This window comes from Streptomyces sp. NPDC057616 (assembly GCF_042800575.1).
In the GTDB taxonomy this organism is placed as follows: domain Bacteria; phylum Actinomycetota; class Actinomycetes; order Streptomycetales; family Streptomycetaceae; genus Streptomyces.
Genome location: NZ_JBHVGU010000039.1, coordinates 1 through 15786 on the forward strand (window position 1 = coordinate 1; position 15786 = coordinate 15786).

The window sequence follows — 15786 nt, forward strand, 5'->3', positions numbered from 1 at the left end:
TGGTGGCGCTTGGGAGGGGATGGAGAAGGTGTCGTTCGGGGGGCGGGTTTTGTGGGAGAGTGGGGCACCCCCCTCGTCGCGGACTCCCCGACCCCGGCCCCCCCACCCCCCCCCCCTGGTCCCGGCGGTCCGGCCGCCCCAGGACGGCCGGTCAGCCCGTCTTGCCGACCGTCAGCAGCACGGCCGAGTCCTCCAGGGCGTCCAGGCTGTGCCGCGCGGGAGGCACGAGGAGCAGGTCCCCGGTCCTGCCCTCCCACACGTCCCCGCCGCTGCGCAGGCGCACACGGCCGCGCAGCACGAGCACCGTCGCCTCGCCGGGACTGTCGTGCTCGGCCAGCTCGGTGCCGGCGCACAGGGTGATCAGGGTCTGGCGCAGGACGTGTTCGTGGCCGCCGTAGACGGTCTCGGCGCTGCGGCCGGTGGAGGACGCGGCGGCCCGTTCGAGGTGTTCGCGGATGCGGGCGTCGAGCGAGAGCTTCTGCATGGTTGCAGTGTGCCGTTTCTGTGTCGGTGACGGCCGCCGATACGCCGCCGCGAAAGCCGTGCGGCGCCTGGAACGGCCCGGTGGAAGACGTCTCATCCGCTCACCTGGTGTCGCTCGTGTCCGTGGTCTCGGTCAGCGATGCGCGTCCCGCCTCCAGCCGGGCCGCCGGGATGCGGAACGGCGAGCAGGAAACGTAGTCCAGGCCCACCCGGTGGAAGAAGTGGATCGAGTCCGGGTCGCCGCCGTGCTCGCCGCACACGCCCGTCTCTAGCCTCGGGTTGACCGCACGGCCCGCCTGCACGCCGATCTCCACCAGCCGGCCGACGCCCTCCTGGTCGATCGTCTCGAACGGCGACACCGGGAAGACGCCCTTGTCGAGGTAGAGCGGGAAGAAGGACGCCTCGGCGTCGTCGCGCGACAGCCCCCAGGTGGTCTGGGTGAGGTCGTTGGTGCCGAAGGAGAAGAAGTCGGCCGCCTCGGCGATGCGACCCGCGGTGAGCGCGGCCCGCGGCAGCTCGATCATCGTTCCGATCGGGCACTCCAGGGCCCGGCCGGTCTCGGTCTCCACCTCGCCGAGCACCCGTTCCGCCTCGGCGCGGGCCAGCCGCAGCTCCTCGACCGTGCCGACGAGCGGGATCATGATCTCGGCGCGCGGTGCGCCGCCGTCGCGCAGCCGCTGCGCGACGGCCTCGGCGACCGCCCTGACCTGCATGGCCATCAGGCCCGGCACGGCCAGACCCAGACGGACGCCGCGCAGGCCCAGCATCGGGTTCTGCTCGTGCATCCGCTCGACGGCCGCGAGCAGTTCACGGTCGTGCGGGTCCGGCCGGTCGGTGCGGGCGAGGCGGACGGCGAGTTCCGTGCGGTCGGGCAGGAACTCGTGCAGCGGCGGGTCGATCAGCCGGATCGTCACCGGCAGTCCGTCCATCGCCTCCAGGATGGCGGTGAAGTCGGCCCGCTGCAGCGGCAGCAGGGCGTCCAGGGCCCGTTCGCGTGCGACGTCGTCGCGGGCCAGGATCATCGCCTCGACCAGCGCCCTGCGCTCGCCGAGGAACATGTGCTCGGTGCGGCACAGGCCGATGCCCTGCGCGCCCAGTGCGCGGGCCCGCACGGCGTCCTCGGGGGTGTCGGCGTTGGCCCGCACCTCCAGGCGGCGTACGGAGTCGGCGTGGTCGAGGGCGCCCAGGACCGCGCTCGTGAGCGTGTCGGTGGCGGTGCCGGACTCCAGGGCGCGTCCGACGTCGGAGGCGGTGAGCGGCAGCGCTCCGAGGTGCACGGTGCCCGCCGTGCCGTCGACGGAGACCACGTCACCCTCGTGGACCACGGTCCCGGACGGCGCGGTGAACCGCCGCTGTGCCGCGTCCACGGCCAGTTCCTCGGCGCCGCACACGCACACCTTGCCCATGCCGCGGGCGACCACCGCGGCATGGCTGGTCTTGCCGCCCCGGCTGGTGAGGACGGCCTGGGCGGCGATCATGCCGGGCAGGTCGTCGGGCGTGGTCTCCCGGCGGACCAGGACCACCTGCTCGCCGGCGGCGGCACGGCGGACGGCCTCGGCGGAGTCGAAGACGACGGCGCCGACCGCCGCGCCCGGTGAGGCGGGCACGCCGTGGGCGAGGGGCCGGTCGGTGGTCCGTGCGTCGAACCGCGGGAACATCAGCCGGGTCAGGGCGGCGCCGTCGACGCGGATCAGGGCCTCGTCGGCGGTGATCGTCCGCTCCTCGCGCAGGTCGTGGGCGATACGGAAGGCGGCCTTGGCGGTGCGCTTGCCGACCCGGGTCTGCAGGACCCACAGCTTGCCGCGCTCGACGGTGAACTCGACGTCGCACAGGTCGCGGTAGTGGTTCTCCAGCGTGCGCAGGTGGTCGCCGAGTTCGGCGTAGGCGCGGGGGTCGAGCGTCCTGAGCTCGCTCAGCGGCAGGGCGTCGCGCACACCGGCGACGACGTCCTCGCCCTGGGCGTCGGGCAGGTAGTCCCCGTAGACGCCCTGTTCCCCGGTGGCGGGGTCGCGGGTGAAGGCGACGCCGGTGCCGGAGTCGGTGCCGAGGTTGCCGAAGACCATCGCCTGGATGTTGACGGCGGTGCCGAGATCCTCGGGGATGTGCTCGCGGTGGCGGTAGACGTGGGCGCGTTCGGTGTTCCAAGAGTCGAAGACGGCCCGGATGGCCCGGGCGAGCTGGTCGGCCGGCTCCTGCGGGAAGTCCGCACCGGTCTCCTGGCGGATGATCGCCTTGAACTCCTCGGTGAGCAGGACGAGTTCGGCGGTGTCGAGCAGATGGTCGTCGGCGACCCCACGCCGGGCCTTGTGCGCGGCGATGGCCTGCTCGAACAGGTCGCCGTCGACGCCCAGCACGGTGTGCCCGAACATCTGGATGAGCCGGCGGTAGGAGTCCCAGGCGAACCGCTCCTGCCCGGACGCCTTGGCCAGCCCGGTGACGGACTCGTCGTTGAGGCCGACGTCGAGGATGGTGTCCATCATTCCGGGCATCGAGAAGCGGGCGCCCGAACGCACGGACACCAGCAGCGGATCGTCGGGCGCTCCCAGGGTGCGGCCCATCGCCCGCTCCAGGCCGGCGAGCGCCTGCGCCGCCTCGACGGCGAGTTCCGGCGGCTCCTGCCCGGTGTTCAGATAGACCTTGCACGCCTCGGTGGTGACGGTGAATCCGGGCGGGACGGGCAGCCCGATCCTGGTCATCTCGGCGAGCCCGGCTCCCTTGCCACCGAGCAGGGCGGCCATGTCCCGGCCGCCCTCGGCGAAGGCGTACACGTACTTCGTCGGCTTGGTCATGATGCCCTCTCAGGCGTGGGGCACGACGGCCACGGGGCAGCCGACGTGGTGGATGGCGGCGTGGGTGACGGGGCCCGTGCGCGGGCCCGCGGGACGTTCGGTGGTGTGGCGGCCGACGACGAGCAGGCTCGCGCCCGAGGCGGCCCGGACCAGCACGGACTGGGGGCGGCCCTCGGTCACGGTCTCGGCGACCTCGACGCCGGGGTACTTGTCGCGCCACACCTGCAGGACGGCGCTCAGGTAGCCGAGCCATTCCCCGGCCCGTTCCGGGGCGCCCATCAGGCCGAGGTCACCGGGCCCGAGGCCGACCGGGGAGGGCTGCTGCCAGGCGTGCACGGCCCTCAGGCGCGTGCCCCGCGTACGGGCCTCCTCGAAGGCGAACTCGATCACCTCGTCGCACGGGTCCTCGACGTCGACACCGACGACGACGTCCCGGTAACCGGTGTCGGTGGACGCGGCGCCGCCGGCGTCCGGAAGGTGCTCGTCGGCGGCCTCCTCGCCGGCCCGGACCAGGACGACGGGCCCGGTGGCGCGTGCCACCACGCCCAGCGCGACCGAGCCGACCAGGAAGCCGGTGAAGCCGCTCAGGCCGCGCGACCCCAGCACGAGCAGGTCGGCGTCCGCGCCGGCCTTGAGCAGGGCGGCGGTGGCAGGGCCCTCGACCTGGACGTCGGGGTCCAGGCGGACGTCGGGGCAGGTGCGGCGGATGCGTTCCTGCGCCGCGCGCAGGGACCGCCGCGCCAGATGACGCCGGGCGGCCGTGGCCTCCTCGCCGTCCTCCTGGCGCGGATGCCAGTTCCAGGCGTGGAAGAGCCGCAGGGGCCGGTCGCGGCGTAAGGCCTCACGGGCGGCCCACTGTGCGGCTGCCAGACTCTCGGCCGAACCGTCGACACCGGCGATGACGGGCGGAAGCATGATGCGCACCTCCAGCGCTCGGTCTGCTCCTCGCCACCAGCGTCGTTCGGCGGCCCGCGGGCAGGTATGGGCCGCCAGGTCTTCGGCCTGGACCGTTCGGCCCCTGCTCGCCGGCTGGACGCGGGGAAAAGTGTGGAGGACACACGGCCCGAAAGGCGGCGCACCATGCAACGAGAGATCATCGTCGGCGTCGACCGGTCGGCACGCAGCCGTGCCGCCGCGGACTGGGGCGCCAGGGAGGCGCTGCTGCGGGGACTGCCGCTGCGCGTGGTGCACGTGGTGCCGCCGGCCTCCCTGGATCCCGTGGAGCAGTGGCCGTACCACCCAGAGGCGGTTGCCGACCATGTGGTGGCCGAACTCACCGGACGGCACGGCACGTTGCGGGCCGGGGCCGAGAGCGCGATCGGCACGCCCGCCCCCGTGCTGCGCGCCGTGGGCCGGGACGCCGAGCTGCTCGTGCTCGGCCTGCGCGGCGAGGGAGGCCAGGCCGGAACCGCCGTGGGCTCGACCGCGGAGGCCGTCGCGGAGGAGTCCACCGGGCCGGTGGTCCTCGTGCCGGGCGCGACCCCCGCCGAGGCGCCGCCGTGGCGGTCCGCCGGCGTGGCCGTCGGCGTCGACGTCCGTGACCCGTCGGCCGCCGCGCTCGACTTCGCCTTCGAGGCGGCCCGGCTGCGTGGCGCGCGCCTGCACGCCGTGCACGCGTGGCAGCTGCCCGACAGCGCCGTGTCCCCGCCCCTGCCGATCCTGGAGGAGGACCGGGCCACCTGGGAGGACAACGAGGTGCAGCTGCTGTCCGACGCACTGCGCCCCTGGCGCCGGAAGTACCCGGACGTCGACGTGCTGGAGGACGTCCTGCTGTTCACCCCGGCGGAGGCCCTCGCCCACGCCTCGGAGGGAGCCGAACTCATGGTGGTGGCACGGCACTCCGGCGCGGGCTCCACGCTGCGGGAGCTGCTCGGGCGCTTGCGCTGCCCCGTCGCCGTCGTGCCCTCCTGACCCGGGCGGGTCGGCCCCGGCGGTGGGGTCGTTCGGCCCATGCGGTGCCGCGCGGGGACGGCGCACCGTGTGGACCATGGGGACACCTACACGGATCGCCGTCATCGGCGTCGGCAACGAGTTCCGGCGCGACGACGGAGTGGGCTGGGCCGTGCTCGCCCGGCTGCGCGAGCGTGCCGCGCGCCGTCCGCTGCCGCCGGGCACCGTGCCCGCCGTCTGCGACGGCGATCCGGGACGGCTGATCGGGCTGTGGGAGGACGCGGACCTCGCGGTGGTCGTGGACGCGGCCCACGCGCACCCGGGCACGCCCGGCCGGGTGCACCGCCTGGAGCTGGACGCCGGTCACCTGGCGCAGCCGCCGACCACCAGCTCGCACGGCCTCGGACTCGGCGAGGCCGTCGAACTCGCCCGCGCGCTCGGCAGGTTGCCCCGCCACCTCGTCGTCTACGCCGTGGAGGGCGCCGACAGCTCGCTGGGCACCGGCCTCTCCCCCGCCGTGGCGGCGGCCGTCGAACCGCTCACGCGCACCGTCGAGTGGGAGATCGTCCGGCACCGGCCCACCGCGGGGAGGCCGGCATGACCGTGCGGCGCTTCCGCGTGGAGGGGATCGTCCAGGGTGTCGGCTTCCGGCCGTTCGTCTACCGCACCGCGTCCACGCTCGGCCTGGACGGCTGGGTGGCCAACGTCAACGGGCACGTGGAGGGCGAGGTCGCCGGGCCGCCGCAGGTGATCGACGAGTTCGCCGTCCGGCTGCGCGCCGACGCGCCGGCCCTCGCCCGGGTGCGCCGGGTCCGGCTGACCGGCGACACGGCGCAGCCGGCGTTCGGGCCGGGGTTCCAGGTGCGCCACAGCGCGCCCGCGGAGGCGGACACGGCGCCGCGCGAGATACCCCCCGACGCCGCGATCTGCGAGGCCTGCCTGGCCGAGCTGCGCGACCCCGGCGACCGCCGTCACCGCTACCCCTTCATCAACTGCACGGACTGCGGTCCGCGCGCCACGATCATCGAGGATCTCCCGTACGACCGGATCCGCACCACCATGCGCCGCTTCCCTCTCTGCCCGCGGTGCGCGGCCGAGTACGCCGATCCGGCGGACCGGCGCTTCCACGCCGAACCCGTCGCCTGCCCCGTCTGCGGTCCGCGGCTCGCCTGGGAGGACCTGCGGGGCGAGGAGGCGCTGCAGGCCGCCGTCAAGACCGTCGCCGCGGGCGGGATCGTCGCGCTGAAAGGTATCGGCGGTTATCAACTCGTGTGCGACGCCGGTGATCCGGCCGCCGTCTCGGAGCTGCGGCGGCGCAAGGGACGGCCCACCAAGCCGTTCGCCGTCATGGTCCCCGACCTCGCGGCTGCCGCCCGGCTGGCGCGGATCGGTTCCACCGAGGAAGCCGCCCTGACCTCCCTGGAACGACCGGTCGTGCTGCTCGCGCGGCGCCGCCTGAACCGTGCCGATCCGCTCGCCCACGAGATCCACCCGGGCCTGACGAGCGTCGGCCTGTTCCTGCCGACCACGGGTCTGCACCACCTCCTCCTCGGCGATCTGGCCCGCCCCCTGGTGGTGACCAGCGGAAACCTCGCCGACGAGCCGATCGCCGTCGACGACGCCGACGCCCGGCGGGCGCTGGAGGGTGTCGCCGACGGCTTTCTCACCCACGACCGTGCCGTCCGGTCCCGCTACGACGACTCCGTGGTGCAGTTCACCGGGCGGACGCGGATCACGGTCCGGAGGGCCCGCGGCCTGGCCCCGGCTCCGCTGCCGCTCACCGTCGGCGCGCCGGTCGCCGGGGCCGGCGCCCAGCTCAAGCACACGTTCACGCTCGCCGCCGACGGCCGCGCCCACCTCGGACCGCACCTCGGCGACCTCGCCGACGCCACCGCCCACGACGCGTTCCTGGCGTCGTACGCCCACCTCAAGCGGCTCACCGGCATCGAACCCGTGGCCCTCGCCCACGACCTGCACCCCGGCTACCTGTCCACGCAGTGGGCGAAGGCTCAGTCGCTGCGTCTGGTCCCGGTGCAGCACCATCACGCGCACGTGGCCGCCTGCGCGGCCGAGCACGGAGTGCACGGGCCGTTCCTCGGCGTGGCCTACGACGGACTGGGACTGGGCGACGACGGCACCCTGTGGGGCGGCGAGATCCTCGTCGCCGACCTGAGCGGCTACCGCCGCGTAGGCAGGTTCGCGACCGCGCCCCTGCCCGGCGGCGACGCGGCGGTACGCCATCCCTCGCGTACGGCCCTGGGCCATCTGTTCGGCGGCGAGACGCTGGGCTCCCCGCACCCGTACCCGTGGCTCACCCGCGCCTTCACCGACCGGCTCGATCCGGCCGAGGTCGCCGCCGTGCGGGCCATGGTCGCGCGCGACGTCAACTGCCCGCGCGCGTCGAGCGCCGGCCGCCTCTTCGACACGGTCGCCGCGCTGCTGGGCCTGTGCGAGCGGGTGGGCTACGAGGGCGAGGCGGCCGTCCTGCTGGAGGCGGCGGCCGGAAGCGAGCATGCCGCACCGCTGGACCAACGGGTGGTGCGGGTCCGGGGGTTGTGGGTCTACGACTCCACGCCGACCCTGGCGGACCTGCTGCGCCGTCGGCTGGACGGGGAGCCGGTGTCCCGGCTGGCGGCTGCCTTCCATCTGACGCTCGGGATCGTGACCGCGGACCTGGTGGCGCGTGCGGTGGCCGAGGGCGCGCCACGGACCGTGTGCCTCGGCGGGGGCTGCTTCGTCAACCGGCGGCTGCTGACGGAGGTGAAGCGGCGGCTGCACGCGCAGGGGCTGCGGGTGCTGGCCGGCGGCCAGGTGCCGGTCGGGGACGGCGGTGTCAGTTACGGACAGGCGGCGGTGGCCGCCGCACGGCTGGCCGGGAAGGGGTGAACGCGCATGTGTCTGGGCATCCCGGGGCGGGTCGTGGAGGTGCACGACGACGCGGGGCTGCGGATGGGGACGGTGGACTTCGGCGGGGTCCGGCGCGAGGTGTGCCTCGGATGCACCCCCGACGCGGGGGTGGGGTCCTACGTGATCGTGCACGTCGGGTTCGCGATCACCGAGGTGGACGAGGCGGAGGCGCACAGGACGCTGTCGGTCCTGCGCGCGATGGCCGGAGCCGTGGAGGGCGAGCTGGGCGAGCCGCTGCCCTAGTGCGCATCGACGTGTCCCCGCGCCCCCGAAGGGGGGCGCCCGGGGTCCGGTCGGCTTGGTCGCTGGGCCGGTCGGCCCCTGCCGTCCCGCGGTGGCCGGGCACGACGCTGGGAGTGGACGAGTGACGAGGAGGAACGTGATGGACGCAGCCCCTGCCGTACTCGATCAAGACGGGCTCGCCGCCCTGGTCGAGGCACTCGTGGCGGACGGGCGGACCGTGGTGGGACCGACCGTGCGCGACGGGGCGGTCGTGCTGGCCGAACTGACCTCGGCGGACGCGCTGCCGTACGGCTGGGGGGTCGAGCTCGAGGCCGGACGGTACCGGCTGGTCCCCCGTGCGGACGGGGCCGCCTTCGCGCACAGCGCGGGGCCGCAGTCCTGGAAGAACTTCCTGCATCCCGCGCGGGAGCTGCTGTGGAGCGCCGACCGGACGCCGGAGGGCGACGTGTCGTTCACCGCGCACGAGGCCGAGGCGCCGTCGTACGCCTTCCTCGGGGTCCGGCCCTGCGACCTGCGGGCCATCGCCATCCAGGACCGCGTGCTGACCGGCGGCCGGTACGAGGACGGCGGGTACGGCGAGCGGCGCCGGCGGGCGCTGCTGATCGCCGCCGAGTGCACCGAGCCGGGTGCGACCTGCTTCTGCGTCTCCACGGGCGGCGGGCCCGCCGCCGATCCCGGCTACGACCTGGCGCTGACCGAGGTGGTGGACGAGGAGGGGCACCGGTTCCTGGTCCGCGTCGGCAGCGCGGAGGGCGCCCGGCTGCTCGACCAAGTCCCCTCCCGCCCGGCCGACATGGTCACCGAGTCCACCGCCCGCGGCGCGGTCGACGCGGCCCGTGAGCGGATGGGCCGCTCGCTGCCGCCTGTCGACCTGCGTGACCTGATGGGGGCGAGCCTGGACGCCGAGCGCTGGGACGACGTCGCCGAACGCTGTCTGACCTGCGGCAACTGCACGATGGTCTGCCCCACCTGCTTCTGCACCACCACGGAGGAGGTCACCGATCTGACCGGTGACCACACCGAGCGCTGGCAGCGCTGGGACTCCTGCTTCGACCTGGACTTCTCCTATCTGCACGGAGGGTCGGTGCGGCAGTCGTCCCGCAGCCGCTACCGGCAGTGGCTCACCCACAAACTCTCCACCTGGTACGACCAGTTCGGCACGTCCGGATGTGTCGGCTGCGGGCGCTGCATCGCCTGGTGCCCGGCCGGCATCGACATCACGGAGGAAGTGGCGGACCTGGAGACCGAACGCGGAACGGAGTCGGACTGATGCCCCCGTCGATGGCCCTGCGCATGAACCACGCCCTGCCCGCCGAACACCGCGAGCGTCTGCTGCGCGTCGGCCGCGAGGCCGCCTTCGCGCAGGACACCCGGCTGTTCGAGGAGGGCGGGCACGCGAACCGCTTCTGGATCCTCCGCAACGGCACGGCCGCGCTCGACATGCATGTGCCCGGCCGCCGCTCGCCGGTCGTCGAGACGCTCGGTGCCGGCGACCTGCTCGGCTGGTCGTGGCTGTACGAGCCGTACGTCTGGCAGCTCGGCGCAGTCGCCGTGACCCCCTTGCGGGCCTACGAGTTCGACGCCGTCGCCGTCCGCCTGATGTGTCTCGACGACGCCGAGTTCGGGCGCGCGGTGGAGCACTGGGTCGGGCGGGTGCTCGCCCACCGGCTGAACGCGGCCCGCACCCGGATGGTCGACCTGTACGGGACGCACGGGGCGTACGGCCTCCACGGGACGAAGGACGAGCAATGACCGCGCTGCCGGTACCGCACCGGGTCGTCGCCCGCCGGGCGGAGACCGCGGACACGGTCACCCTCCGGTTCGAGCCGGTGGGGCCGGCGCTGCCCGACTTCCTGCCGGGGCAGTTCGCGATGGTGCACTCCTTCGGGCGGGGCGAGATCCCCGTGTCGGTCAGCTCCGTCCAGGCCACCGGCGGTCTCGCGCACACCGTCCGCTCGGTGGGCGCGGTCTCCGACGGGGTGTGCGCGGCCCGGGTCGGCGACGTCGTCGGCATCCGCGGCCCCTACGGCACCAGCTGGGAGGCGGAGCGGGCGCACGGCCGGGACGTGGTGATCGTGGCGGGCGGCATCGGGTTCGCCCCGCTGCGGCCGCTGATCCTGGCGGTGCTGGCGGAGCCGGAGGCGTACGGGCGGGTCAACGTCCTGATCGGGGCCCGGACCCCGAGTGATCTCATCGCCCGTGCGGAGGTGGCGAGTTGGGCCACGGCGTTCACCGGTGTGACGGTCGACCGCCCCGAGGTGGACTGGCGCGGGGACGTCGGCGTGGTCACCCAGCTGCTCGGGCGGGCGCGGTTCGAGCCCGGGGAGACGACGGCGTTCGTGTGCGGCCCCGAGCCCATGATCCGGGCCACGGCCCGCGACCTGGTCCACCGAGGTGTGCCCGCCGAGGAGATCCAGGTCTCGCTGGAGCGGAACATGCGCTGCGCGACCGGGCACTGCGGGCACTGCCAGCTCGGCCCGCTGCTGCTGTGCCAGGTGGGACCGGTCGTGGACTGGGCGCGCGCCGAACCGCTCCTCTCGGCAAGGGAGTTGTGAGATGGCCACCACCAGGACCAGGCCCAGGCTCGCCGTGTTCAAGCTGGCCTCCTGCGACGGCTGCCAGCTCACCCTGCTCGACTGCGAGGACGAACTCCTGGCGCTGGCGGGCGAGGTGGACATCTCGCACTTCCTGGAGGCCTCCAGCTCGGTGGAGCCCGGGCCGTACGACCTCTCCCTGGTCGAGGGCTCCATCACCACGGCCGCGGACGCCGAGCGCATCCGGGCCATCCGCGACGCATCGCGCCACCTGGTGACCATCGGCGCGTGCGCCACGGCGGGCGGCATCCAGGCGCTGCGCAACTTCGCGGACGTCGAGGAGTTCCGGCGCACCGTGTACGCGCACCCCGAGTACATCTCCACGCTCGCCACCTCCACTCCCGTGTCGGCCCATGTGGACGTCGACTTCGAGCTGCGCGGCTGCCCGGTCGACCGGCGCCAGCTCATCGAGGTGATCACCGCGTTCCTCGCCGGGCGCAAGCCCGACGTGCCGAACCACAGCGTGTGCTTCGAGTGCAAGCGGCGCGGCACGGTCTGCGTCACGGTCGCCCACGGCACACCCTGCCTCGGGCCGGTCACGCACGCCGGGTGCGGGGCGCTGTGCCCCGCCTACCACCGCGGCTGCTTCGGCTGCTTCGGCCCGTCCGGGTCGGTGAACCTGCCCGCCCTGATCCCGCTGCTGCGCCGCGACGGCCTCGGCGACGAGGACGTGGTGCGGCTCCTGCACACCTTCAACACCGCTGCGTTCGAGGAGGAGTTGAACAAGTGACCCATCGCGGATCCCGGATGCTGCACGTCGGCTCGCTGTCGCGGGTCGAGGGCGAGGGTGCGCTGCGCCTGCACGTGCACGACGGCACGGTCACCGAGGCGCGGCTGGAGATCTACGAGCCGCCGCGCTTCTTCGAGGCGTTCCTGCGCGGCCGTTCGTACACCGAGCCGCCCGACATCACGGCGCGGGTGTGCGGGATCTGCCCGGTGGCGTACCAGATGAGCGCGTGCGCGGCGATCGAGGACGCGTGCGGCGTGAAGGTCGACCCGGTGATCCGGGACCTGCGCCGGCTGCTGTACTGCGGCGAGTGGATCGAGAGCCAGGTCCTGCACATCTACCTGCTGCACGCACCGGACTTCCTGGGCCGTGCGAGCGCGATCGAGCTGGCCCGCACCCATCGCGCCGAGGTGGAACGGGGGCTGAGGCTGAAGAAGGCCGGCAACTCCCTGATGGAGCTGATCGGCGGACGGGCCGTGCACCCCGTGAACGTACGGCTGGGCGGCTTCCACCGGGTGCCGACGCGCGGGGAACTGCGGCCCGTGCGGGAGGAGTTGAAGCAGGCGCTGGTCGACGCGTGGGAGACCGTGCGCTGGGTCGCCGGCTTCGAGTTCCCGGACGCCCGTGTCGAGGCGGACCTGCTGGCGCTGGCCGAGCCGGACACGTACGCCATCGACGGCGGCACCCCGACCGTGCTGCGCGCGGACGGCGGCACCGGTTCCTTCCCCGTGCGGGAGTTCGCCGAGCACGTCACCGAGACGCAGGTGCGCCGTTCCACCGCCCTGCACTCGCGGCTGGACGGCCGGCTGCATCTCACGGGCTCGCTCGCCCGGTTCGCGATCAACGGCCCGCGGCTGTCGCCGGTGGCGCTGCAGGCCGCCGTGGAGGCGGGGCTGGGCGACCCGCGCGAGGGCGCGGTGTGCCGCAACCCGTTCCGCTCGATCCTGGTGCGGGCCGTGGAGGCGGTGTACGCCGTCTCGGAGGCGCTGCGGATCATCGACACCTACGAGCCGCCCGCGCGCCCGTACACCGAGGTGCCCCCGGTCGCGGGCGTCGGGCACGGCGCCACCGAGGCGCCCCGCGGGGTGCTGTACCACCGCTACGAACTCGACGCCGACGGCATCGTGACCAGTGCCCTGATGGTGCCGCCGACGGCGCAGAACCAGGCCGCGATCGAGGACGACCTGCGCCGCATGACGCAGCGCGCGATCGGCGAACGCGACCCGGACGACGCCGAGTTGACGGCCCTGTGCGAGCGGGCGATCCGCAACCACGACCCGTGCATCTCGTGCTCCACCCACTTCCTCGACCTGACGGTCGTCCGTACCTCGGCAGACAGTCCGGGAGGCTGCGATGTCTGAATCTCCGTACACCGTGAGCGACGTGATGACGCACACCGTCGTCGCCGTCGGCAGCCAGGCGCCCTTCAAGGAGATCGTCGAGCTGCTCGACCAGTGGAAGGTCAGCGCCGTGCCGGTCCTGGCGGGCGAGGGCCGGGTCGTGGGGGTCGTGTCCGAGGCCGATCTGATGGCCAAGGAGGAGTTCCGCGACACCGAGGAGGGGGATCCGGACGACCGGCGTAAGGCCGGCGCGGTGACCGCGGGCGAGCTCATGAGCGCCCCCGCCGTGACCGTGCACGCGGACGCCTCGCTGGCCGAGGCCGCCCGCATCATGGCCCACCGGCACGTCAAGCGACTGCCCGTGGTGGACGGCGTCGGCCTGCTCCAGGGCGTGGTCAGCCGCAGCGACCTGCTGAAGGTGTTCCTGCGGGACGACGAGGAGATCGCCGGGGAGATCCGGCGCGACGTGCTCGGCCAGCTCCCGGTCGTCGCCCCCCTGACGGTGAGCGTGTCCGAGGGCGTGGTCACGCTCGGCGGCGTCCTGCCCGACCGGACGCTCGTGCCCGTGGTGGCGCGGGCGGTGCGGGCGGTGGAGGGGGTCGTGGACGTCCGGCTCGACCTCTCGCACCGATGAAGTACCTCGACGAGTACCGCGATCCCGTCCTCGCCCGGCGGCTGCTGGACGAGCTGCGGGGCGCCGCCACCCGGCCCTGGCGGATCATGGAGGTGTGCGGCGGGCAGACCCACACCCTGGTCCGCCAGGGCATCGACGAGCTGCTGCCCGCCGGGATGCGGATGATCCACGGCCCCGGCTGCCCGGTCTGCGTCACCCCGCTGGAGACCCTGGACCGGGCCATGGCGATCGCCGCCCGGCCCGGTGTGACCCTCACCAGCTTCGGCGACATGCTGCGCGTGCCGGGCACCGACACCGACCTGCTGTCGCTGCGGGCGCGCGGCGCGGACGTACGCGTGGTGTACGCCCCGATGGACGCCGTGCGCCTGGCCGCCGGCCACCCCGACCGGGAGGTGGTCTTCCTCGCCGTCGGCTTCGAGACGACCGCCCCGGCCAACGCGACGGCCGTGCTGCACGCCGCCCGCCTCGGCCTGACGAACTTCTCGATGCTGGTCAGCCACGTCCTCGTGCCGCCCGCGATGACCGCCCTGCTCGACGACCCCGGCTGCGAGGTGCAGGCCTTCCTGGCGGCCGGGCACGTCTGCGCGGTGATGGGCTGGACCGAGTACGAGCCGATCGCCGCCCGGTACGGCGTGCCGATCGTGGTCACCGGTTTCGAGCCGCTGGACCTGCTGGAGGGCATCCTGATGGCCGTACGGCAGCTGGAGGCCGGGCGGGCCGAGGTGGAGAACCAGTACGTACGGGCCGTGCGCCGGTCCGGCAACACCGCCGCGCGGGACGCCGTCCGCCGGGTCTTCCAGGTCACCGACCGGGCCTGGCGCGGCATCGGCGAGCTGCCCGGCAGCGGCCTCGAACTGACCGAGGAATACCGGCGGTTCGACGCGGCCCGCCGCTTCGACGTGGGCGGTCTGCGGCCTGTCGAGGACGCGGCGTGCATCGCGGGCGCCATCCTGACCGGGGCGAAGCTGCCCACCGACTGCGCCGCGTACGGCACCCGCTGCACACCCCGCCATCCCCTGGGCGCGCCGATGGTGTCGTCCGAGGGCACCTGTGCCGCCTTCCACGCGGCCGGCCGCACTCCCGCGAGGAGCACGCCATGAGCATCCAATGCCCCACCCCGAACCACGAGGACGAGGTCGTGCTGCTGGGCCATGGTGCCGGCGGGCGCCTGACCGCGGAGCTGCTCGAGAGCCTGGTGCTGCCCGCAGTGGGCGGCGGCGCGGGGCCGCTGGAGGACGCCGCGCTGCTGCCCTCCCATCCGAGTCTGGTGATGAGCACCGACAGCTTCGTCGTCAGCCCGCTGTTCTTCCCGGGCGGCGACATCGGCTCCCTGGCCGTGCACGGCACGGTCAACGACCTGGCCATGCGCGGTGCGTGGCCGCTGGCGCTGTCCGTCTCCCTGATCGTCGAGGAGGGGCTGCCGCTGGCCGAACTGCGGTCCGTCATGGTGTCGTTGGGCAAGGCCGCCCAGAACGTGGGCGTCCCCGTGATCACCGGGGACACCAAGGTCGTCGGACGCGGCGCGGCAGACCGCTTGTTCATCAACACCACCGGGATCGGGCAGCGGCACGAACTCCTGTGCCTGTCGGCCGCGTTGGCCCGCCCGGGGGACGCCGTGCTGCTGTCGGGGCCGATCGGCCTGCACGGCACGACCGTGCTGAGCACCCGCGAGGGGCTCGGCTTCGAGAGCGACATCGCCTCCGACACCCGGCCGCTGCACCGGCTGGTGCGCGCCCTGGCCCCGCTCGGCGAGGCGGTTCATGTGCTGCGCGATCCGACCCGGGGCGGGCTGGCGGCCGCGCTCAACGAGATCGCCCGGGACTCCTCGGCCGCCGTGGAGATCGAGGAGCACGCCGTGCCGGTGCCGCAGGCGGTCGCCTCGGCCTGCGACCTGCTCGGCCTGGACCCGCTGGTGGTCGCCAACGAGGGCTGCCTGGTCGCCTTCGTCGACGCAACGGCGGCCGAAGCGGCACTGGCCGCGATGCGGTCGCTGCCCGAGGGGGCGCAGGCGGTGCGGATCGGCGAGGTGCTGCCGCAGGGGCAGGGGCAGGGGCCGCAGGGGCGGGTGACCATGCGGACGCTGGTGGGGGCGCGGCGGATCGTGGAGATGCCACTGGGTGAGCAACTGCCGCGCATCTGCTGACAGTCGTCCCGGGCAGGGCGGGCAGGTGCCGGTTTC

At 74.1% G+C, this 15786-nt stretch carries 15 protein-coding genes; 12 read left to right on the forward strand and 3 right to left on the reverse strand.

Features of this window, described 5'->3' with window-relative positions:
• Positions 1-151 precede the first annotated feature (151 nt).
• From ACFU97_RS36495 to ACFU97_RS36505, 3 genes are all read right to left on the reverse strand, one after another.
• Positions 152-484, reverse strand: a complete 333-nt coding sequence (locus ACFU97_RS36495) for a cupin domain-containing protein (protein WP_384265068.1) — start codon at positions 482-484, stop codon at positions 152-154.
• Between the two features lie 100 nt (positions 485-584).
• Positions 585-3272: a pyruvate, phosphate dikinase gene (gene ppdK, locus ACFU97_RS36500; RefSeq protein ID WP_384265070.1), complete on the reverse strand. Its 2688-nt coding sequence runs from the start codon at positions 3270-3272 to the stop codon at positions 585-587.
• 9 nt (positions 3273-3281) lie between these two features.
• The gene (locus ACFU97_RS36505) at positions 3282-4187 is read right to left on the reverse strand and encodes a universal stress protein (protein WP_384265071.1); all 906 of its coding nucleotides are present in this window, start codon (positions 4185-4187) and stop codon (positions 3282-3284) included.
• 165 nt (positions 4188-4352) lie between these two features.
• Between ACFU97_RS36505 and ACFU97_RS36510 the strand changes: the two genes are divergently transcribed.
• From ACFU97_RS36510 to hypE, 12 genes are all read left to right on the forward strand, one after another.
• Positions 4353-5183 (forward strand): universal stress protein, encoded by an 831-nt coding sequence (locus tag ACFU97_RS36510; protein WP_384265072.1) that lies wholly within the window; start codon positions 4353-4355, stop codon positions 5181-5183.
• Positions 5184-5259: 76 nt separating this feature from the next.
• Positions 5260-5763, forward strand: coding sequence for a hydrogenase maturation protease (locus tag ACFU97_RS36515; RefSeq protein WP_384265073.1), 504 nt, complete (start codon positions 5260-5262; stop codon positions 5761-5763).
• On the forward strand, positions 5760-8048 hold the full coding sequence (gene hypF, locus ACFU97_RS36520; RefSeq protein WP_384265074.1) for a carbamoyltransferase HypF: 2289 nt from the start codon (positions 5760-5762) through the stop codon (positions 8046-8048). Before ACFU97_RS36515 ends, hypF begins: the two co-directional genes overlap by 4 nt.
• A gap of 6 nt (positions 8049-8054) precedes the next feature.
• Positions 8055-8312, forward strand: coding sequence for a HypC/HybG/HupF family hydrogenase formation chaperone (locus ACFU97_RS36525; RefSeq protein ID WP_384265076.1), 258 nt, complete (start codon positions 8055-8057; stop codon positions 8310-8312).
• Positions 8313-8451: 139 nt separating this feature from the next.
• Entirely contained in the window at positions 8452-9582 is a 1131-nt protein-coding gene (locus tag ACFU97_RS36530) for a 4Fe-4S dicluster domain-containing protein (RefSeq protein WP_384265077.1), read from the forward strand.
• Positions 9582-10064 (forward strand): Crp/Fnr family transcriptional regulator, encoded by a 483-nt coding sequence (locus ACFU97_RS36535; protein WP_384265079.1) that lies wholly within the window; start codon positions 9582-9584, stop codon positions 10062-10064. Before ACFU97_RS36530 ends, ACFU97_RS36535 begins: the two co-directional genes overlap by 1 nt.
• Positions 10061-10867 carry an FAD/NAD(P)-binding protein gene (locus tag ACFU97_RS36540; protein WP_384265080.1) on the forward strand — a complete coding sequence of 269 codons (807 nt, stop codon included), beginning with the start codon at positions 10061-10063 and terminating at the stop codon, positions 10865-10867. Before ACFU97_RS36535 ends, ACFU97_RS36540 begins: the two co-directional genes overlap by 4 nt.
• A gap of 1 nt (position 10868) precedes the next feature.
• On the forward strand, positions 10869-11636 hold the full coding sequence (locus ACFU97_RS36545; RefSeq protein ID WP_384265082.1) for an oxidoreductase: 768 nt from the start codon (positions 10869-10871) through the stop codon (positions 11634-11636).
• Positions 11633-12994 carry a Ni/Fe hydrogenase subunit alpha gene (locus tag ACFU97_RS36550; RefSeq protein ID WP_384265083.1) on the forward strand — a complete coding sequence of 454 codons (1362 nt, stop codon included), beginning with the start codon at positions 11633-11635 and terminating at the stop codon, positions 12992-12994. Before ACFU97_RS36545 ends, ACFU97_RS36550 begins: the two co-directional genes overlap by 4 nt.
• On the forward strand, positions 12987-13607 hold the full coding sequence (locus ACFU97_RS36555) for a CBS domain-containing protein (protein WP_384265085.1): 621 nt from the start codon (positions 12987-12989) through the stop codon (positions 13605-13607). Before ACFU97_RS36550 ends, ACFU97_RS36555 begins: the two co-directional genes overlap by 8 nt.
• The gene (gene hypD / locus ACFU97_RS36560; protein WP_384265086.1) at positions 13604-14707 is read left to right on the forward strand and encodes a hydrogenase formation protein HypD; all 1104 of its coding nucleotides are present in this window, start codon (positions 13604-13606) and stop codon (positions 14705-14707) included. Before ACFU97_RS36555 ends, hypD begins: the two co-directional genes overlap by 4 nt.
• Entirely contained in the window at positions 14704-15750 is a 1047-nt protein-coding gene (gene hypE, locus ACFU97_RS36565) for a hydrogenase expression/formation protein HypE (protein WP_384265087.1), read from the forward strand. Before hypD ends, hypE begins: the two co-directional genes overlap by 4 nt.
• Positions 15751-15786 lie beyond the last annotated feature (36 nt).